The following is a 19,343-nucleotide window of genomic DNA, read 5'->3' as shown; positions in this document are numbered from 1 at the left end:
GCTACTGGGCGGAATCGGCCGCGACAAACCCGCCCAGCCACTCACGCAGATCCGCACCGAATTCGTCGTTATCGCAGCCCAGGGTCACCACAGCCTTGAGGTAACTCAGCTTGTCACCGGTGTCATAGCGGCGGCCGGAGAACACGACGCCGTAGACACCGGCCCCCTCGCCCTCCGCCGCGGCCAGGGTCTGCAGCGCGTCCGTGAGCTGGATTTCGCCGCCGCGTCCCGGCGGGGTCTCTTCCAGCACATCGAAGACCCGCTGGTGCAGCACATAGCGGCCGATGACGGCCAGGTTGGACGGCGCCTCATCCACCGGAGGCTTCTCCACCAGGCGCTTGACCCGAACGTACTCCTCACCCTCAATGGCTTCCATCTCCACGGCACCGTAGGCGCTGATCTGGGACGGCTCCACCTCGATCAGCGCAATCACCGAACCGCCCGTGTGCTCCTGCACATCCAGCATGATGCTCAGCAGCGGGTCACGCTCATCGATCAGGTCGTCACCGAGCAGCACGGCGAAAGGCTCGTCCCCCACATGGGTCTTGGCACGCAGCACCGCGTGCCCCAGCCCCTTGGGGTCGCCCTGCCGGACGTAGTGGATTTCGCCCAGGTCAGTGGCGTGCTGCACGGCGTCGAGGCGCTCGGTATCACCCTTGACCTCCAGCAGGCGCTCGATGTTCGGAACCCGGTCAAAGTGATCCTCAAGGGCGCGCTTATTGCGGCCAGTGATCATCAGGACGTCTTCCAGACCGGCATCGACGGCCTCCTGCACGACGTACTGGATGGCCGGTTTGTCCACGACGGGGAGCATTTCTTTCGGCATCGCTTTGGTGGCGGGTAGGAACCGGGTTCCCAAACCAGCCGCAGGAATAACTGCTTTGCGAATTCGGTGCGCATTGGTCATTGTCCTAGGCTACTGGAGAACATCCATTTGTTCTCCAGGAACGGTACGGTATGACGTCGGCAGATGGTTCTCCCCCACCCACGATTCCGCCCACGTCATCAGCCGTCGCAGCAGAGCAGGTAGCTGCAGCCAAGGCGACGCAGCGCTCCCGGCTGCGCGCGGCGCGGCGGCATCGCACGGTCTCCGGGCAGGACTCTGCTGGCCTGAGTGCCGAGGGGCTGGCGCTGCTTTCTTCCCTGATGTCCGATGACATCCGTGCGGTTGCTGCCTTTCTCCCCGGGCCCGAGGAACCGCCACTCGGCACCCTCTTCGAGGCCCTGACCGCTCAGGGCACCAGCATCTACCTCCCGGTGTGCGAGCCGGGTTTCCGGCTCTCCTGGACGCTCTGGTGGCCCGGTGAACCCCTGGTGCGCAGCACGCTTGCCCCAGTCTGGGAGCCGGTGGGTGAACGGTTGGGTGTCGAGGTGATGGAGCGAGTGGGCGGCTGGCTCATTCCCGCGCTGGCGGTGACGGCCGATGGCGTCCGGCTCGGTTACGGGGGCGGCTATTACGACCGCTTCATGGCACTGGTGGATCGCAGCACCGCATCTCACCAGGTGCCGCGGATCGCCGTGGTGTTCACCGATGAGGTGCTGCCGGCCGGGAGCATCCCGCACACGGCACAGGATCTGCGGGTCGATGCGGTGTTGACACCGGAATTTCGCCGAGAGCTTGGCCCGGAGGCGGGTTCCAGTCCTGCCGGCTGAGGCGGATCGGGTAAAATTGTTGGTTGGTACGTCACCGCCCGGTGGCCGAGGCCAGTGGCTGAGATAGCCACCCCACCTTTCGACGTACTTCCTCGAGGAGACCGAATGCCTACGTACGCTTACGCCTGCAAGGACTGCGGGCACGCTTTTGATATCCACCAGTCCTTCAGCGACGATTCGTTGACCGTGTGCCCCGAATGCGGCGGCCATCTGCGCAAGAAGTTCAATACGGTGGGCGTGACTTTCAAAGGCTCAGGCTTCTACAGCACCGATTCGCGCTCCTCCTCCAGCTCCACTGCTCCAGCTGCGGCTTCCTCTGCACCGGCGGCCTCTTCTACCGCTCCGGCCGCGTCCAGCAGTTCCTCGAGTTCTTCCTCGACCAGTTCGTCCTAGGGCTGGCCGCGAGGCCCAGCTCCGTCACCACTGCTCCTCCACAGGGGCGGTTTCGGGCGTGGTTCCCCACAAGCGTTGACCTCATCCCTTGCGGCTCGCCTGCGCCCCGCAGGGGATGCGTAGCGTCGGAGGATGACTCCCCCACCGCGCATCAGCAGGCATCACTGGCCCCATCGCCTCGGACGACTCATCCGCCGGCGTCGTCGACTTTTCGCCGCGCTGCTGCTGTGCGCAGCGGCCGCCCTGACGGTTCAGCAACTCACCCCGGGCAGTACTGAAATGGTCTCCGTGGTGGTGGCCACGTCCGATGTCGCCACCGGCACAGCGCTCAGCTCCGCCAACACGACGGTCAGTTCACGCCCGGTCACCGCAGTCCCCGCTCAGGCCTTCACGAGCACCCAGGAGGTGACGGGTAGCCGGACGGCGGTTCCGCTCCGTAAGGGGCAGGTGCTCACGGACACCCTGCTGGTCGGCAAGAGCCTGCTGCTGGGAGCGCCGCCAGGCAGCGTTGCCGTCCCCCTGCGATTAGCGGACCCCGCCACAGCGAGCCTGTTTTCACCGGGTCAACGGGTGGATGTCGTGTTGCAGAGCACCGACCCCACGGGCCGGAGTCTGCCCAACAGCATCCTGGCCCATGCGGTACCCGTACTCTGGGTTCAGCCGCCGGGTCAGAGCGGCGGTGGCTGGATGCCCAGCGGGAGTGCGGAGGGGCTGGTGGTAGTGGCCGCGACCGCAGACCAGGCCGCGCCCCTGGCCGGGGCGAACGGCAGGGTGGTGCTGGTTCTGGTCAGCTGAGTGTCAGGCCCAGTGCAGCCTCAGCCCCAGTGCGGGGGGCGCTGCGAGCGGAGCCAGTCGTCATAGTCGTTGGCTTCGCGGTCTCCCCAGGCCCGGGGGTCATCCTCAGCGGCGCGCTTAGGCAGCACCGGTTCCGCCTGCACCACCTGGCCCGGCTGAGTCCGGACCTCGGCCCGGTCTGCGAGGCCCGCCGGACGCGAAGAACCGGAACCTGCCGTGGACGGCCCCGCGGAATTCCCGGCAGCGGACGATGCCGAAGACGACGATGCCGGGCTGCCGTCAGCGTTTCCCGCCCGGGAGGGTGCGCCCGCTGCGGAACTGCCCGAGGTGTGGCCGTTCCCGGAGGAGCTGGGTGCGCTGGGGTTCTGGCTCATGGATTTGTCACTTTCTGCGGCCGAACGCGCAGGTGCCTCAGACCCGCTGCCCGGCTGCCGGGCGCTCGCCTGGGACGGTGCTTGGGCCCACGACTGCGTCGAGACCTGTGGCGCACCAAACAGTGAGGGCAGATCGGCACTGTTGAGGCTCTCGTCCAGGCCCAGATGCTCGCTGATCCGGTCGGCACACCCGGAAGGATCGGTGAAGACCTCAATGGTCCACAGCGGCAGATACCGCCAGCCGCGCTGCTCCAACAGCTGCGGCCTGCGACGACTCCGCTCCCGGACACTCATCACGCGGTAACTCTGCGAGCCGTCCGACTCCACTGCCACCGGCGCGGGAATCTCGTCATCGGGAACACCCAGGTAACGCACGGGTTCCGGCGCCGCGACGACGTCGATCACGCCATCGTAGTCGTACCAGACCCGGGCATCGCGGGCCCGCAGCCGGTCCGCCAGATCGGCAACCAGCGGGTCGTCCTGAGCGGAGCGGGTCGCCGGGCGATGCACGACCGGCGTCGCACCGCCGCCGAGCTCACGTTCCAGCAGGTTGAAGAAATCGCGGGCACCCAGGCTGAGTTTGGCCGTATCCAGGTCCTCCGGCCGGAAGCAGCTCAGCACGGTCAGATCCTGCCGGGCGCGGGTCATCGCCAGCGCAAATTTTCCGCGGCCACCAGGCAGCGACAGCGCACCGAAGTGGTGCAGCGCCCGGCCATGTGGGGTGCGGCCGAAGCCGAGGGAGAAAATGATCCGGTCCCGGACCACCCCGGAGGCCCGGTCCACGGGAACCACCCGGAACGGCTCCGCACCACCAGCAAAGAACTCGGCAAGATCAGGGTGATTGGCCAGGTTCAGCCGCACGGCCTCCGCCACCCGGGCAGCATGCCGCGGGCTGGCCGTAATTACGGCCAGCGAGGAGCGCGGGTGTTCCCTGGCGCTTTCAAACACCAGATCCACCACGCGGGTCAATTCTGCCGGAACCGACTCGACGCCCTCGCCATCCCCACCGGGAAGACCCGTGCCATCGGGTAGATACTCCACGTGAATCCGCCGGTCCAGGCCGATCACCGAGGTACCGTCCGGCAGGAATCGCAGTTCGCCATCGTAGAAGTCGCGGTTGAGCTGAATGCTGAGCTCTTCGTCCAGGCTGCGGTACAGCTGACGCAGCCGCACGGTAGGTGCCACCCGGGCCAGCGCATCACGGGCACTCACCAGCGGCACCACCGGGGTGCCGCTACGCAGCGGCGAACTTGCAGAAGAACTCGCCTGCGCTCCCACGGTAAAGGTGGTGGGTTCTCCCGTGGTGTCAGCAAAGCACACCACTTGGCTGGACCGGGCAAGGGCTGGCAGCACGGACTGCAGGCTCGCCGAGCCACCGTCCAGGATCACCACGGCATCGAAGCGCTGCTCCGCAGGCACCAGGGTGGAGACCATCAGCGGACTCAGAGCCCACACCGGCACCAGGGAATCCATCAGCGGGCCGGCATAGCGCATCAGGGCGTCGAGCTGCAGACGACCATCTTTGAGTGTGGTTCGCAGGAATTCCGCGCTACGCGGCTGAGCGATGCCTTCGCGCCAGCTCTGCGCCAGCTTCCAGCGCAGCCGGGACGAGCCGGACTGGATATGGGCGTTGTCCGCCAGCCGGTATTCGGCCTCGAGCGTACGGAGGCTGTCGCCATCGGACATGGCCAAGTATTCATCCCCGGAGATCATCGCTTCAAGCGCCGACTGCCACCAGGCGAGTTCCAGTTCGGAGCGGGTCTGTGCTGGCTCCACTTCCCGCGCAGCCAGGTCATCGAGGAGTTCGCCGAGCCCGTGCTCCCGCAAGGTGTCCTCCAGCAGGGTCCGCTCGGGCAGATGCTCCAGGGTCGTTTTGTCCGCAGCGAGGGCGCGGAGCCTGGTCAGCAGCTTGTCGACCGGAACGTCCTCCAGCGATCCGCCCTCAGCCGTGCGCGAGAGGAAGGTTCCGAGTTCAGCCAGCTTGTTACCCAGGCTCTGGTAGCGCTGGGACAACTCCGCCAGACCAGAAGGCACGGCCGGGTGTCGTTGGCTCGTGGCCAGGGCAGCCCACTGTTGACGCTGCTCCTGGACCCGCTGCAGTGAGTAGTGCAGGTCGTCGATGTGCACGCCGGGGCGAATGTACTCCCGGGCCATCCGGCGCAGCCGGGAGCGCTGCATGGAGGCCATCTCGATGCCGCGTTCCCGACGCCAGGCGTTGCTGGCGGTCGCGGAGATCAGATCGTTCACCGGCCGGTCGAAAATATCCGGCAGGAACTTATCCAGACTCTCCCGCATAGACACCAGCAGTTCCAGCTGGTCGCCCCAGCGGTTGAAGGTCTCGCCACGGGCGATATGCGAATATTCGGCCACCTCGGTCATACTCGCGGCAAGCGCCGGAAGATCCCTGACCAGCTGTTCGGCCAGCCGGTGAGCCTCTTCGGTCTCCTTGCGGGTGACCAGCCGGGCACCGTACCAGGGGCTACCGGTCGCCGAGCGGTCAAAGCTGCCCAGTTCCGCCGCCCGCTTGAGCCGCTCGCCCAACTCCCCGCGGTCACGGATCGCGTCGAGAACACTGCGCTTGAGACGCACGGTGGTCGCCGGGGCAGGATGAATCGAGGTCAATTCCGCCAGCGACTGCATGGCCTGGTAGGGCGAGCAGCCCCACCGCGGGCGCACATTGTGCAGCGAGGCGACATGGTCCACCAGCTGGTGCCGGTGACCGACGACGACCTCCTGCAACTTCCCCAGCCGTGGCTCCACGGCCCGTTCATTGCGGGTGATGGCGCGGATCAGCTGCTTCTTCAGTTGCTGCGGTCCGGTCTGGGCGTTGAGCTGGAGCACCAGGGAATCCAGACCCAGGGTGCCCAGCCGCTCGGTGAACTCGTTGAGCGCCGCGCGCTGCTCCCCGACCACCAGCACACGTTTGCCTTCGTACACCAGCGTCGCCACGGCGTTGAGCGCCGTCTGAGTCAGACCGGTTCCCGGCGGGGCGGAGACCACCACCGATTCGCCCTCCCGGACCACGTCGAGCGCGAGTTGCTGATCGGCATCAGCGTCCAGGACGAAAAACTCATCTGCGGGGTTGCGCTCATCCAGCGGCGGGAAGCGGCGCGGATCCACCGGCTGAGGCTGTTGAGCGCCTCCGGTCCGGCTCTCGAAGAGGGTAGTGAGGAGCTCAGACCCCTCGATCAGGGCTGGATCACGCAGATTTTCGCCCAGGTCGGCAAAGCTGCTGACGCTGAGCCGGTGTTCAACCGTGGCGCCTGCCACCGAGGAAATAAGCGTCCGGAGATGATCCAGCACCGGGGCCGGATCAAAGCGCGCCGTGTTGTACGCCATCCGGGCCACCGCCTGGCTGTCCAGGGTGATGCCGTACTGGCTGCGGAGCAAGCGCACCAGCGCCGGATTGAGCCGTGCCTGCCCGTCCAGCTGAAGTTCATAGTCCCCCTGCCCGGCGCGGGCGCTCAGCACCACTGCCGTGAGCATCACCGGGGCGGTGATCTGCCGGAATTGGCCACCCTCGGAGGTGCCCCAGCTGACCGTTCCTGCCGCGAGATAGCCGACGTCCAGGCCACGGTCGATGCCGAGCTCATGGATGTGCGTGCGCAACACCCGGGCCGCACGCAGCGCGTGGTGGAGCTGGGCCGGTTCCCGGATCAGGGTGGAGAGTCGGGTCTTCCGGCTGGCCAGCAACTGTGCCAGACCGGAGGGGTGTGCCTGAGTGAGGTCGATCGTACCGGGGCCATCCACCTGGAATTCCAGCAGGGTGTCCGCTCCCGCATACCCGGGAAGTGCATCAAGCCAGGCGCGGATCTCTTCGGCAGCGCCGCTCTGCCCGGCGGTCAGGACAGTCTCAGACACATCTGCCTTCTTTCCTGTCTTTTTCCCGCCCTGTTTCTGCGAGTCGTCGCCATCGGCCGTGGCCTTGCGTTCGGCGCGGCTCCAGGGACCGGAGCCAGGGATTTTCCGCATGGACTTTTTTGCCTGCTTCTCCACGGATTGATCGGATGTGTTCTCGGCCGCGGCTACCGGCGAAACCGGAGGGATAGGCGATTCCGTCACGAGCGCCGGTGCGGGAACAGCGGGAGGTTCCCGATGTGCGGGAGGCTCCTCCAGGGCAGGACTCAGCGCCGAGGGGACGGCGTCCGACGCCACTTTTCCCTTCGACCCCCTGCGTAACCACGACCACAATGGCATGCTCTCGAGGCTATCCCGTACGCTTCACAATGCCCAGCGGGGCACACTGCTTTGGGCAAATTCACGGCCAGCAGATCCATGAGTCCTGACGGGCACCTGGATCACTCCCATTCGATGGTTCCCGGCGGTTTGCTCGTGACGTCGAGCACTACTCGATTGACGCCGTCCACCTCATTGGTGATCCGGTTGGAGATCCGGGCCAGCAGATCGTAAGGCAGACGGGACCAGTCGGCCGTCATGGCGTCTTCACTGGACACCGGGCGCAGCACAATGGGGTGCCCATAGGTTCGTCCGTCGCCCTGAACACCCACGGAGCGGACATCAGCCAGCAACACCACCGGCATCTGCCAGACCTCGGAGTCCAGTCCGGAGGCGGTCAGCTCGGCGCGGGCGATGGCGTCAGCCTTGCGCAGCAGGGCCAGCCGCTCCTCGTCCACAGCACCGATGATCCGGATGCCGAGGCCGGGGCCGGGGAAGGGCTGGCGTCCGACGATCTCCGCCGGAAGACCCAGCTGGGCGCCCACGGAGCGCACTTCATCCTTGAACAGGGAACGGAGCGGTTCCACCAGCTCAAACTGAAGGTCTTCCGGCAGCCCGCCGACGTTGTGGTGACTCTTGATATTGGCAGCGCCCTCGCCACCGCCGGATTCCACCACGTCCGGGTAGAGGGTGCCCTGCACCAGGAAGCGTACGGGTTCACCGGCATCGGCGGCTTCGGCCACGATGGCAGCCTCAGCGGCTTCGAAGGCACGGATGAACTCGCGGCCGATGATCTTGCGCTTGGTCTCCGGGTCGGTGACGCCAGCCAGCGCGGACAGGAAGCGCTCCTGTTCATTGGCCACATACAGCCGGGCACCGGTGGCTGCGACGAAATCGCGCTCCACCTGCTCGGCTTCACCTTCGCGGAGCAGGCCGTGGTTGACAAAGACGCAGGTCAGCTGGTCGCCGATGGCCTTCTGTACCAGCGCAGCGGCCACCGCGGAATCGACGCCGCCGGAGAGACCACAGATGGCCCGTCCGGTGCCGATCTGGGCGCGGACCCGCTCCACCTGCTCGTCGATGACGTTCCCGGTGGTCCAGTCCGGCTCCAGCCCTGCTTCGCGGAAGAGGAAGTTCTCCAGCACCGTCTGCCCGAAATCTGAGTGCTTGACCTCGGGATGCCACTGCACGCCGTACAGCTTGCGGGCCGGGTCAGCGAAAGCTGCCACGGGTGCGCCTGCCGTACAGGCCAGCACCTCGAAGCCCTCGGGTGCCTCCTGGACCGAGTCGCCGTGACTCATCCAGACATTCTGCAGCTCCGGAGTGCCCTCCAGAATCGAGGAGGCACCGGCGAGCGCGGTGGCATCCGTGGCACCGTATTCGCGCAGACCGGTCTGCGCGACGGTACCGCCGAGCGCCCGGGCCATGGCCTGGAAGCCGTAGCAGATGCCGAAAACCGGCACCCCGGCGGCGAACAGATCTGCACCGACCGCGGGCGCGCCCTCAGCGTAGACGCTGGAGGGGCCACCGGAGAGGATGATGGCCGCGGGGTTCTTGGCCAGCAGCTGTTCGGTGCTGAAGGTATGCGGAACGATCTCCGAGTAGACGTATGCTTCGCGAACCCTGCGGGCAATGAGCTGGGCGTACTGGGCGCCGTAATCGACGACGAGAACGGGGCGATGAGCAGTGGTCACGGGCGCGGTGGGTGCGGTCACGGCATCAATTCTATCCATGCCTGCCGCACTCCTCCCTCGCCTGAGACGTCCGCAGGGAATGAGGACGGCTCAGTAGCGCCGGGCTGCCTGAGGGTTCTCCTCGATCTCACGGAGCGCCTGGGCATGAATCCGCCCCTCCAGGACGAACGACAGGAAGGGAATGACACCGCCCAGGGCGATCAGGATGAACTTGCTGAACGGCCAGCGCAGCAGTGACCAGAGCCGGAAGTCGGCCACCAGGTACACGACGTACATCCAGCCGTGCACGATCAGCACCGCCACCGAAAGATTGAATCCACCGGAGACCGGCAGCGAGCCGTCAGGGTTCGCCGAGATGAATCCGAAGCCGTGGCTGGCACCGGTGGCCAGATCCGTGCCACCCATCAGCAGCACCAGGCCGAAGACGTATCGCAGCACCACCTCCACGGCCAGCAGCAGAAGCATGATGCCGGTCAGGTAGGCCATGACCTTGTAGAACCCGAGGGCGCTGCGAATCTGGGCCGCTGTACCGCCGAAGCGGCGGACCGGCTGACCCGGCATCGGTTTGCTGGCCTGGGTTGATTCGCTGGCCGACGTTGATTCGCTGGCTGGGGAGGAGGTCTGTTCGGCATCCACGGTGAGGCGGTCCCTTCTGTGCTGTTGAAGACTGTGCGTCTGAGGCACTGTAGTACTGAGTGCCCGGTGTGCTGAGAGCACCGTGTGCTTAGTGCGGTGCGTTGTTGCCGTCGTCCTGCGGGTCATGCCTCACGTCCGGGCGCAGTGCGTGCCCCGGGTAGCCGAGCTGCGCATCCTCAAGGGCTTCGCGCTGGCGCCGGTAGTCGTCAGCCACCAGCCTCCACCACAGGAAGACGGCGAACCCGGCGAAAACCACCCATTCCACGGCGTAGAAAATGTTGAGCCAGTTCACGGGCTGCTCTTTGGGCTGTGGGCCGACCGAGATTCCCTGAAGTGCACCGCTCACGGTGTGGGCGCCCACATCGCCCGAAGGCCCCTGCTCGGTGAACGAGACCGCAAAGCCCTGGTAACTGGTGACCGACCAGACGTTGACCAGTTCTGCTGTGGACAGGGCGGAGACCTGCCCTGCAGGCAGATTCTTGTCCAGAACCGGCGACTCCGCCGGGATCAGACGGCCCGTGACAGTCAGCGGTCCCAGCGGCGGGGCGGTGACCTTTGACGGATCCGCCAGCCAGCCGCGGGCCACCGGAATCACGGTGTACGGAGTAGCGGACGCACCTTTGAGAACAGGTGCACCATCCACGACAAAAGCAGTCACCACCCAGTAGCCATTAGTACCGTTGAGCAGGCGGTTGGCCACTAAAACCTGCCGGGTGGCATCGAAATGGCCGGAAAAGGTCACTACCTGGTCGGCGGCGCTGGCCTCCATACTGACTCCCGGTTTCATCACCTGAGTCAGCGGCCTGGCGGTCTCGGTGGTGGTTTTGGGCTGATCCACCGACTGGGTGGACCGCGAAAACTGCCACTGGCTGAGCAGCACAAAGACGGTTGCCACCACCAAGGCAAGGACCAGGGCGGCGATCCAACGCGGTTTGAGGGCTGTAAGCAACACCCTCTAACGGTACTTCGTACTCCTGTAGAAAACCTATCGGGGTTCCCCACAGAGCCTCCGATGCGCTAGTGGTCGAAGAACACCAGGGACGAGTTGATCAGTTCCGCGATGACCTCGGCATCATGGGCGCGGCGCAGAGACTCACGGAAGTTCTCCTTGAAGAGCGAACGCGCCAGTGTGGCCAGAATCTCCAGATGCTCGGAGAAGGACGTTGCCGGGGTTCCCATCAGCAGGACGATGGTGGCCGGGCCGTCCACGGCACCGAAATCCAGAGCATGACCGAATTTGGTGATGCCCACCGCAATGGTGGTCTTCTCCACGTACTGGCTGCGCGCATGCGGCAGTCCCACTCCGCCCGGCAGGCCCGTGGCCACCTGATGCTCGCGCGCCTGGACCTCGGACAGGAAGCCGTCCAGGTCACTGATCCGGCCGGCATCGAACATCTTCCGGGCCAGTTGAGCCGAGGCGTCTTCCGCATCCTTGGCCACCATCTCCAGGATCACCAGATCCGGGGTGGTCAGCTCAGTGTCATAACGCTCGGGGAAGATGCTGCTCATACTGCTCCAGGAAGATCAGGAGCGGAGAGGCGAACCTGGTCCGCGGAGACGTCATCTAGCTGCTCCTGACTGGCACGCTCGGCCTCCACCCGGGCCAGATAGAAGTCCACTTCCTCCTGCCGGTGTTCATCCGACCAGCCCAGCAGCGGGGCCATCAGTTCAGCGGCCACCGGCGCGGCGGCGACGCCGCGGTCCCAGGCTTCGATCGAGATGCGGGTGCGGCGGGTCAGTACATCATTCACATGCAGGGCACCCTCATGCGTGACGGCGTACACCACCTCAGCGCGCAGGTAGTCATCGGCGCCGGGCAGGGGCTCGGCCAGGCTCGGATCCTGCGCGATCAGTGCCAGCACCTCGTCCGTCTGCGAGCCATAGCGGTGCAGCAGATGCTCCAGCCGGGCCACGTGGACGCCAGTCTCCTCGCTGGTGCGATGCCGCCGGTTCCAGGCCGCCTTGTAGCCCACTGCGCCGAGCAGCGGGATGGTCTCCGTGCAGGAGCTGGGCACGCGCTCATCGAGCCCGCGGACCGCCTCATCCACCGCATCCTTGGCCATGATCCGGTAGGTGGTGTACTTGCCACCGGCGACGACCACCAGCCCGGGCACCGGATGTGCCACCACATGCTCGCGGGAGAGCTTCGCCGTGGAGTCGTTCTCCCCGGCGAGCAGCGGCCGCAGGCCTGCGTAGACACCCTCGACGTCCTCGCGGGTCAGCGGGCGCTTGAGCACCTTGTTGACGTGATCCAGGATGTAGTCGATGTCCGCCGCAGAGGCCGCCGGATGCGCCTTGTCCAGCTTCCAGTCGGTGTCCGTGGTGCCGATGATCCAGTGGCGACCCCAGGGAATGACGAAGAGCACGGACTTCTCAGTGCGCAGAATCAGGCCCACCGTGGACTGGAAACGGTCGCGCGGCACCACCAGGTGGATGCCCTTGGAGGCACGCACCTTGAGCTGGCCGCGATCGGTCACCATCGCCTGCGTCTCATCGGTCCACACGCCGGTCGCATTGACCACCTGCTTGGCGCGGATCTCGAACTCGCCGCCATCGAGCTGGTTATGTACCCGGGCGCCGACCACCCGCTCGCCCTCGCGCAGGAAGTCGACCACGCGCACGCTGTTGGCGGCGTACGCCCCGTAGGAGGCTGCGGTGCGGACCAGATCAGCCACCAGGCGGGCGTCGTCCACCTGGGCGTCGTAGTAGCGGATGGAGCCGATCATGGCGTCATCCTTGAGGCTGGGCGCTGCCCGAAGCGTGGCCCGCTTGCTCAGGTGTTTGTGCATCGGGACGCCGCGCGAGTTACCACTGGTCATACCCAGGGTGTCGTAGAGCAGGATGCCGGCGCCGACGTAGGGGCGCTCGACGAAGCGCCTGGTCAGCGGGTACAGGAACGGCACCGGGCGAACCAGGTGCGGGGCGATCCGCTGAATCAGCAGGCCACGCTCCTGCAGAGCCTCGGTGACCAGACCGAAGTCCAGCATTTCGAGGTAACGCAGGCCGCCGTGGATGAGCTTGGAGGAGCGACTGGAGGTGCCGGAAGCCCAGTCGTTCATCTCCACGATGCCGACTTTGAGGCCGCGTGTCACTGCGTCCAGTGCCGCACCGGTACCCACGACGCCACCGCCGACGATCAGCAGATCGAGCTCCTGACCGGGCTCCGTGGTGGCCGCGAGGGCTGCCAGCGACTCCCGCCGGAACTCCGGGCTCAGAGCGCCCGGATCCGTCGTTTCCGTGGCTGATGGATCCGCGGTCCGATTGCGCGGCGTGGAATTGCGTGGCGTGGGCACAGGGGCCTCCTCGACTCGTGCTGACTCGGTTACTACTCTAGTGCGCCGGAGCGACAGAATTGCAGATCGTGCCGTCAAAAGTGACCTATGACGCGTTGCCCACCTCGCGCCTCAGCTGGACCTCACCGCGGGGAGATGACCACCTCGACGCGCTGGAACTCCTTGAGATCCGAATAGCCGGTGGTGGCCATAGAGCGGCGCAGTGCCCCCATCAGGTTGGACGTGCCATTGGTGTGGTGCGCCGGGCCGAAGAGCACCTCGCTGAGCGGGCCCACGGAATCCAGGCGGACCCGGTCACCGCGGGGCAGCTCGGGGTGGTGTGCTTCGGCGCCCCAGTGCCAGCCCCTGCCCGGGGCTTCGTTCGCGCGGGCCAGGGCAGCGCCCAGCATGACCGCGTCTGCACCCATCGCGATGGCCTTGACGATATCGCCGCTGGTTCCCATGCCGCCATCGGCGATCACGTGAACGTAGCGGCCACCGGACTCGTCCATATAGTCCCGGCGGGCTGCGGCGACATCGGAGATGGCGCTGGCCATGGGCGAATGGATGCCCAGGGCGCGGCGAGTGGTGCTGCTCGCGCCGCCGCCAAAGCCTACCAGCACGCCGGCGGCACCGGTGCGCATCAGGTGCAGGGCCGGGGTGTAGCCTGCTGCGCCACCGACGATGACGGGCACATCGAGTTCGTAGATGAACTGCTTGAGATTCAGCGGCTCCTGGTTTTTGGAGACATGTTCGGCAGAGACCGTGGTGCCACGGATCACGAAGATGTCCACGCCAGCGGCCAGCACGGTCTTGTAGAACTCCTGGGTGCGCTGCGGGGTCAGGGCACCGGCCACAGTGACGCCGGCTGCACGGATTTCCGCCAGCCGGGCAGTGATCAACTCAGCCTGAATGGGCGCCTGGTAAAGCTCCTGCAGGCGGGCGGTGGTCTGCGGGGAATCAACCGTGGAGCCGAGCTCGCTGATCTCCGCGAGCACGGCCTCCGGGTCCTCGTGCCGGGTCCAGAGACCCTCCAGGTCCAGGACACCCAGGCCACCGAGGTGACCGAGCGCAATAGCGGTCGCCGGGGACATGACGGAGTCCATCGGCGCGGCGATCACGGGGGTTTCGAACTGGTAAGCATCGATCTGCCAGTTGATGGAGACGCCTTCAGGATCCCGGGTACGCCGGTTCGGGATGATCGCAATGTCATCGAGCCCATACGCGCGGCGCGCACGCTTCCCACGGCCAATCTCAATATCAGTCACAGTCAAGCAGTCTACTGGAGATGGCACGCCTACCCCTCTCCCAACTGAGTAGCAGTAGCTACTGCTACTCAGTTGGGACGCGAGGGGAAGACTTACCGAGAACCGTAGTTCGGGGCTTCGACGGTCATCTGAATGTCGTGCGGGTGGCTCTCCTTCAGACCCGCCGCCGTGATCCGGACAAACTTGCCGCGGGCCTTGAGCTCGGGGATGGTCGGAGACCCCACATAGAACATGGTCTGACGCAGGCCACCCACCAGCTGATACGCCACTGACGCAAGCGGTCCGCGGTAGGCCACCCGGCCCTCAATGCCCTCCGGAATGAGCTTGTCATCACCGGAGACATCGGCCTGGAAGTAGCGGTCCTTGGAGTATGAGGTGTTCTTGCCGCGGCTCTGCATCGCGCCCAGCGAACCCATGCCTCGGTAGCTCTTGAACTGCTTGCCGTTGACAAAGATCAGCTCGCCCGGGGACTCATCACAGCCAGCCAGCAGCGATCCGAGCATCACAGTATCCGCACCCGCCACGAGCGCCTTGCCGATATCGCCCGAGTACTGCAGGCCGCCATCGGCGATCAGCGGCACACCGGCCGGAATCGCCGCCTTGGCTGACTCGTAGATGGCCGTGATCTGCGGCACGCCGACGCCGGCCACCACGCGGGTGGTGCAGATGGAACCGGGGCCAACGCCCACCTTGATGCCGTCGGCACCGGCATCGATCAGGGCCTGAGCGCCCTCGCGGGTGGCCGCCTGGCCGCCGATGACGTCCACATGCGCAGCGCTGGGCTCAGCCTTGAGCCGGGCGATCATGTCCAGCACGCCCTGCGAGTGACCGTTCGCGGTATCGACGAACAAGGCGTCCACCCCGGCCTCGACGAGCGTCATCGCCCGCTCCCAGCCGTCACCGAAGAATCCGATGGCGGCGCCCACGCGCAGACGACCCTCCTCGTCCTTGGTGGCCAGCGGGTACTGCTCGGCCTTGGTGAAGTCCTTGGTGGTGATGAGCCCCTGCAGCCGGCCCTCGGCATCGACCAGCGGCAGTTTCTCAATCTTGTTCTTCGCCAGCAGGCTGGACGCCTCTTCACGGCTGATGCCGACCCGGCCGGTGATCAGCGGCATTTTCGTCATGACGTCGCGCACCAGTCGGTGCGGGAACTCGCTTTCGGGCACAAACCGGGTGTCCCTGTTGGTGATGATGCCCAGCAGATGATTGTCCTCATCCACCACCGGCAGGCCGGAGACGCGGTAGCGCGAGCACAGCTCATCGAGGTCGGCCAGCGTGACATCCGGGGCAATGGTCACCGGGTTGGTGATCATTCCGGATTCGCTGCGCTTGACCCGGTCCACCTGATCCGCCTGATCCGCGATGGCGAGATTGCGGTGGATGACGCCCAGCCCACCCTGGCGGGCCATAGCGATGGCCATCCGGGATTCGGTCACGGTGTCCATGGCTGCAGAGAGCAGCGGCGTCCGCACCGAAATGCGCTTGGAGAGCTGGGAGGAGGTGTCCGCCTCCGAGGGGATGACGTCGGTGTGCCCGGGAAGGAGCAGGACGTCGTCATAGGTCAGGCCGACGAAGGCAAAGGGATCGTGGACGGGGGTGTTCTGGGTCACGGGGGCTCCTCAGGCGGGGTTACCGGGTGGGGTTGCAACCGATGACCAGCCCGTCATTACGAGCCTGGCCTGTGCAGATGAGAGGTGGTCCAACCGGAGTCGCACCGGTTGATTGATTCTAGAACGAAAGACCTGCCGACCGTTATTCCTATGAGCCAGCTGTCCTACAGTGGAACCATGAGCTTGCAGGTGCGAGTTGTCACTCCCCCCACGGTGACCCGACAGGTCATCGACTTCGCGGAACACCACCTTGGCGTGGCGGAAATCACGCTGCTCCGGGGCTCTTCGGTGCTGCCTCCCGGCGATGTCGTGACCATCACCGTGGTGCGCGAGGCGGCGGACGACCTCATCGACGGCCTCACCGGGCTCGGTGTCGCGCACAGCGGCTCCATCACCATCACGACCCCGGAGCTGGTGCTCTCTGACCGGGTGCTCGCCGCCTCCAAGGCCACTCCTGGCGATGGCGCCGATGCGGCGATCTGGGATCAGATCGCCGCCAACACCAACGATGACGCCAAACTCTCCTGGACCTTCCTGGCCTTCCTGGTCATCGCGACCCAGCTGGCCGGCATCGGCATCGTCACCAATTCCACGATCGCGATTGTCGGTGCCATGGTGGTGGGGCCGGAATTCGGCCCGCTGGCCGGGCTCGCGCTGGGGCTGGTGGACCGCCAGTGGAAGCTTGTCCGCCGTGCCTGCCTCGCCCTGCTGGTCGGCTTTCCGGTGGCGATGGCGATCTGTGCCCTCGCCACCTGGCTCTCCATCCCCCTCGGCCTGGTCGACCCGGCGTCAGTGAATCAGGGCGATTCCGGGGTGGAGTTCATCTATCACCCCGGTCCGTACTCCTTCATCGTCGCGGTACTGGCCGGGGCCGCCGGCATGCTGTCCCTGATCGGGCGTAAATCCGCGGTGCTGATCGGCGTTTTCATCTCGGTGACCACCGTGCCCGCGGCAGGTTTCGTCGCCGTCGCCCTGGTTCTGGGCGAACCCGACAAGGCCATCGGATCCGCGGTTCAGCTGCTGCTGAATCTGCTCGGCATCGTGGTATCCGCAGCCGCCGTCCTGCTCTTCTACCGGCTGTTCCGCCATCGCCACCCGCAGTCGATCGTCCGGAAGTCCCTGGCGCGGCAGTCCCTGGCTCCGAACCCTTACCGATTCGCTGCTCCGCGCAGAAAACCCGGCACGCTCAGGAAGTAGTGCCCCAGCCGGTCGCCTCCAGCATCCTTTGCTCCAGCGTCGGCCCCATTGTCGCCGAGTAGGCCTTGGTCAGATGGTTGTTGTCGATATAGACGACGAGGTTGCCCACCACGCCGGGGCAGGTGGTGTCGGTACAGATCAGGTCCGTCATGTCGACGAAGAAGACGTCGGGCGGCATCGGGCCGAAAGAGACGAAGGGGCTCGGCTCCGCCAGCAGATCGGAACGTAGCGGATTGCAGGCCGGGTTGCCGGCCCCCTTGGAGATCACGCATTCGGCCATATCGAAGGAGAATCTGGGATTGTCCCGGATGGCCACCACCTGGATTCCCTGGCTGGTCAGGTCCGTCACCGTCTTCTCGAACCCGGCCTGAATGGTCTCCTGTGGAGAGGATGGTACGGCTGCGGTACCGACCATGAACACGGCTTCCGGCTTATGCGCCATCGCATAGTCAGTGGAAAGGCCATTGGAAATATTGCAGTCCGTCTTCAGGCCCGGCGTGCTGTAGGTATAGGGGCACCCGCCCAGTAGCAGCGCCACGATCCGCCAGCCCTGGGCATTGGCTGCGTACTGCAGGGCCGGCAGCCACTGCTCCGCATGGGAGTCGCCGATCACCAGGACCGTCCTGGTGATCGTGCCCTCCGGAGTGTATTCGGAGCAGTGCATCCGCACATCGGTGGTGGCCCAGTCCCCCGTGCAAGGGTCGGGCAGCGAAGCAAACTGCTCCGGAAGGTCCGCGGGCAACGGCAGGCGCGGCGCGGAGGGATCCCCCTGAAACGTGAACCCCGGGAGCAGTGCGACGGCTCCGGGGTTGTCATCGCTGGAGTTCTGCGCGGCCCGGTCGATCTCCGCCCGCACGACGCCCTGCCAGACCAGCAGCGGCGCAGCGGCGACGATGACGGCGGCCACGACGACAGGCACCGAGCGGTACCAGGCCGCCTCCACCCAGGGGATCTTGCGGGCCGGCCGCTCAATGAACCGGGTGCTCAGAATGGCCAGCAGAATCGACCCGGCGATCAGCACCAGACCCATGTACCAGCTCACGGCATCCTGGTCTTTCCAGATCAGGTAGAGCACCAGGATGGGCCAGTGCCAGAGGTAGAGGCCGTAGGAATTGCCGCCCATGAACACGAGCGGCCGGGCACTGAGCAGGCGGTCCACACCCCAGCGCGATCCACTGGCTCCGGCCACAATCACCAGCCCGGCCGAGACGGTGGGCCACAGTGCCAAGTACCCGGGAAACTGCTGATCCACCTGCAGCACCAGCCCACAGGACACGATGCCGATCAGCCCCACCCAGCCGAAAAGGACCCGTAGCAGCCGCGGCAGGGCGAGGTAGGGCAACAGCAGCGCCAACAGTGAGCCCAGCGCAAATTCCCAGAGCCGGGTACGCAGATCGAAGTAGGCGAAGGCCTGCTTGTTATTGGTTTCCCAGACGGAGAAGGCGAGGGACACGACGAAAATGACCGAGAAGACACCGATCATCAGGGCCCTGTGCGACCAGTTCCAGCGACGGCGCGCCCAGGCGATCAGTGCAAAGAGAATCGGCCACAGCACAAACACCTGACCCTGGATGGAGAGCGACCAGAAATGCTGATACGGGCTCGCCGCAGCATGGCTGGCGTAGTAGTTGACCGAGTTGGCCGCCAGCGCCCAGTTCTCGAAGTAGAAGAGCGAGGCCCAGCCCTCGGCGATGATGGACAGCCAGCGGGTGCCCGGAATGATCAGCCAGGACAACAGTGCGGTGACGGCAATGACCACGACGGCAATCGGCAGCAGACGCTTGACCAGGTGCAGCCAGTGCTTCCCCAGGTTGATCCGCTCGTTGCGCTCAATCCGGCGGGTGAACTGGGAGGTCATCAGGAAGGCGGAGACCAGCAGGAAGATGTCCACGCCGCCGGAGACCCGGCCCAGCCATATGTGGTAGATCACGACGAGGAAGACCGCGAAGAACCTCAGGCCTTCGATCTCCGGCCGGAAGGTGGGTCGGGCCTGTTGGGGGAGGACGGCGGATGCGCTGGGCCCTGAAGGGAGTGGCGCAGCCGCGCTGCCAATTCGACTCGTCACGGTCACAGAATCTTTCTTCGTCAACTCCCGGGCTCCCTTACGCTATCAGGCGTTCCCGGTAGATTCCTGAGGATCATCACGTGCATCAACACAGAATGGCCCCCGCTAAAAGCGGGGGCCATTCTGTGTTGATCGATGGTTCTCGATCGGGTGGTCAGTGACGCCTAGTGACCATGCCCGGCGTGAGCGTCCTCGTCCTCTTCCGGCTTC

The 19,343-nt window shown here is 65.8% G+C and carries 14 protein-coding genes; 4 read left to right on the top strand and 10 right to left on the bottom strand.

Annotated elements, in window-relative coordinates:
* Position 1: 1 nt before the first annotated feature.
* Positions 2-907: a UTP--glucose-1-phosphate uridylyltransferase GalU gene (galU, locus tag QQM37_RS13720; protein ID WP_285728179.1), complete on the bottom strand. Its 906-nt coding sequence runs from the start codon at positions 905-907 to the stop codon at positions 2-4.
* 50 nt (positions 908-957) lie between these two features.
* Between galU and QQM37_RS13715 the strand changes: the two genes are divergently transcribed.
* The 3 genes from QQM37_RS13715 to QQM37_RS13705 all read left to right on the top strand — a co-directional run bounded on the left by QQM37_RS13715 (position 958) and on the right by QQM37_RS13705 (position 2,841).
* Positions 958-1,653: a 5-formyltetrahydrofolate cyclo-ligase gene (locus QQM37_RS13715; RefSeq protein WP_285728178.1), complete on the top strand. Its 696-nt coding sequence runs from the start codon at positions 958-960 to the stop codon at positions 1,651-1,653.
* A 105-nt stretch (positions 1,654-1,758) separates the two neighbouring features.
* Positions 1,759-2,046, top strand: coding sequence for an FmdB family zinc ribbon protein (locus QQM37_RS13710; protein ID WP_285728177.1), 288 nt, complete (start codon positions 1,759-1,761; stop codon positions 2,044-2,046).
* A 132-nt stretch (positions 2,047-2,178) separates the two neighbouring features.
* Positions 2,179-2,841: an RcpC/CpaB family pilus assembly protein gene (locus tag QQM37_RS13705; RefSeq protein ID WP_285728176.1), complete on the top strand. Its 663-nt coding sequence runs from the start codon at positions 2,179-2,181 to the stop codon at positions 2,839-2,841.
* A 20-nt stretch (positions 2,842-2,861) separates the two neighbouring features.
* Here QQM37_RS13705 and QQM37_RS13700 read toward each other — a convergent pair whose 3' ends face one another.
* From QQM37_RS13700 to guaB, 8 genes are all read right to left on the bottom strand, one after another.
* A complete protein-coding gene (locus tag QQM37_RS13700) occupies positions 2,862-7,412 on the bottom strand; it encodes a DUF4011 domain-containing protein (RefSeq protein WP_420030175.1) in 4,551 nt (1,516 codons plus the stop codon).
* Between the two features lie 101 nt (positions 7,413-7,513).
* Positions 7,514-9,124 carry a glutamine-hydrolyzing GMP synthase gene (gene guaA / locus QQM37_RS13695; RefSeq protein ID WP_285728174.1) on the bottom strand — a complete coding sequence of 537 codons (1,611 nt, stop codon included), beginning with the start codon at positions 9,122-9,124 and terminating at the stop codon, positions 7,514-7,516.
* A 51-nt stretch (positions 9,125-9,175) separates the two neighbouring features.
* A complete protein-coding gene (locus QQM37_RS13690) occupies positions 9,176-9,646 on the bottom strand; it encodes a DUF3817 domain-containing protein (RefSeq protein ID WP_285728190.1) in 471 nt (156 codons plus the stop codon).
* Between the two features lie 163 nt (positions 9,647-9,809).
* A complete protein-coding gene (locus tag QQM37_RS13685; RefSeq protein ID WP_285728173.1) occupies positions 9,810-10,673 on the bottom strand; it encodes an SURF1 family protein in 864 nt (287 codons plus the stop codon).
* 65 nt (positions 10,674-10,738) lie between these two features.
* Entirely contained in the window at positions 10,739-11,230 is a 492-nt protein-coding gene (locus QQM37_RS13680; RefSeq protein ID WP_285728172.1) for a PTS sugar transporter subunit IIA, read from the bottom strand.
* The gene (locus QQM37_RS13675) at positions 11,227-12,936 is read right to left on the bottom strand and encodes a glycerol-3-phosphate dehydrogenase/oxidase (protein ID WP_285728189.1); all 1,710 of its coding nucleotides are present in this window, start codon (positions 12,934-12,936) and stop codon (positions 11,227-11,229) included. Before QQM37_RS13675 ends, QQM37_RS13680 begins: the two co-directional genes overlap by 4 nt.
* Positions 12,937-13,136: 200 nt before the next feature.
* Positions 13,137-14,261, bottom strand: coding sequence for a GuaB3 family IMP dehydrogenase-related protein (locus tag QQM37_RS13670; protein WP_285728171.1), 1,125 nt, complete (start codon positions 14,259-14,261; stop codon positions 13,137-13,139).
* 92 nt (positions 14,262-14,353) lie between these two features.
* Complete coding sequence (guaB, locus tag QQM37_RS13665) at positions 14,354-15,871, bottom strand: IMP dehydrogenase (protein ID WP_285728170.1); 1,518 nt, start codon at positions 15,869-15,871, stop codon at positions 14,354-14,356.
* Between the two features lie 177 nt (positions 15,872-16,048).
* Between guaB and QQM37_RS13660 the strand changes: the two genes are divergently transcribed.
* Entirely contained in the window at positions 16,049-17,068 is a 1,020-nt protein-coding gene (locus QQM37_RS13660; protein WP_285728169.1) for a DUF389 domain-containing protein, read from the top strand.
* On the opposite strand, the gene QQM37_RS13655 is transcribed toward QQM37_RS13660, so the two are convergent.
* The gene (locus QQM37_RS13655) at positions 17,058-19,133 is read right to left on the bottom strand and encodes an acyltransferase family protein (RefSeq protein ID WP_285728168.1); all 2,076 of its coding nucleotides are present in this window, start codon (positions 19,131-19,133) and stop codon (positions 17,058-17,060) included. The two genes, QQM37_RS13660 and QQM37_RS13655, sit on opposite strands and share 11 nt — an antisense overlap.
* Positions 19,134-19,343 lie beyond the last annotated feature (210 nt).

This window comes from Psychromicrobium xiongbiense, from assembly GCF_030271165.1.
In the GTDB taxonomy this organism is placed as follows: domain Bacteria; phylum Actinomycetota; class Actinomycetes; order Actinomycetales; family Micrococcaceae; genus Renibacterium; species Renibacterium xiongbiense.
The sequence above is the reverse complement of the archived record's forward strand: the minus strand, read 5'-3'. Positions and strand labels throughout refer to the sequence as shown.

Coding starts and splice junctions, on each gene's coding strand:
- galU (WP_285728179.1), bottom strand. CDS start 907: ATGACCAATGCGCACCGAATTCGCAAAGCAGTTATTCCTGCGGCTGGT.
- QQM37_RS13715 (WP_285728178.1), top strand. CDS start 958: ATGACGTCGGCAGATGGTTCTCCCCCACCCACGATTCCGCCCACGTCA.
- QQM37_RS13710 (WP_285728177.1), top strand. CDS start 1,759: ATGCCTACGTACGCTTACGCCTGCAAGGACTGCGGGCACGCTTTTGAT.
- QQM37_RS13705 (WP_285728176.1), top strand. CDS start 2,179: ATGACTCCCCCACCGCGCATCAGCAGGCATCACTGGCCCCATCGCCTC.
- QQM37_RS13700 (WP_420030175.1), bottom strand. CDS start 7,412: ATGCCATTGTGGTCGTGGTTACGCAGGGGGTCGAAGGGAAAAGTGGCG.
- guaA (WP_285728174.1), bottom strand. CDS start 9,124: ATGGATAGAATTGATGCCGTGACCGCACCCACCGCGCCCGTGACCACT.
- QQM37_RS13690 (WP_285728190.1), bottom strand. CDS start 9,646: ATGCCGGGTCAGCCGGTCCGCCGCTTCGGCGGTACAGCGGCCCAGATT.
- QQM37_RS13680 (WP_285728172.1), bottom strand. CDS start 11,230: ATGAGCAGCATCTTCCCCGAGCGTTATGACACTGAGCTGACCACCCCG.
- QQM37_RS13660 (WP_285728169.1), top strand. CDS start 16,049: ATGAGCTTGCAGGTGCGAGTTGTCACTCCCCCCACGGTGACCCGACAG.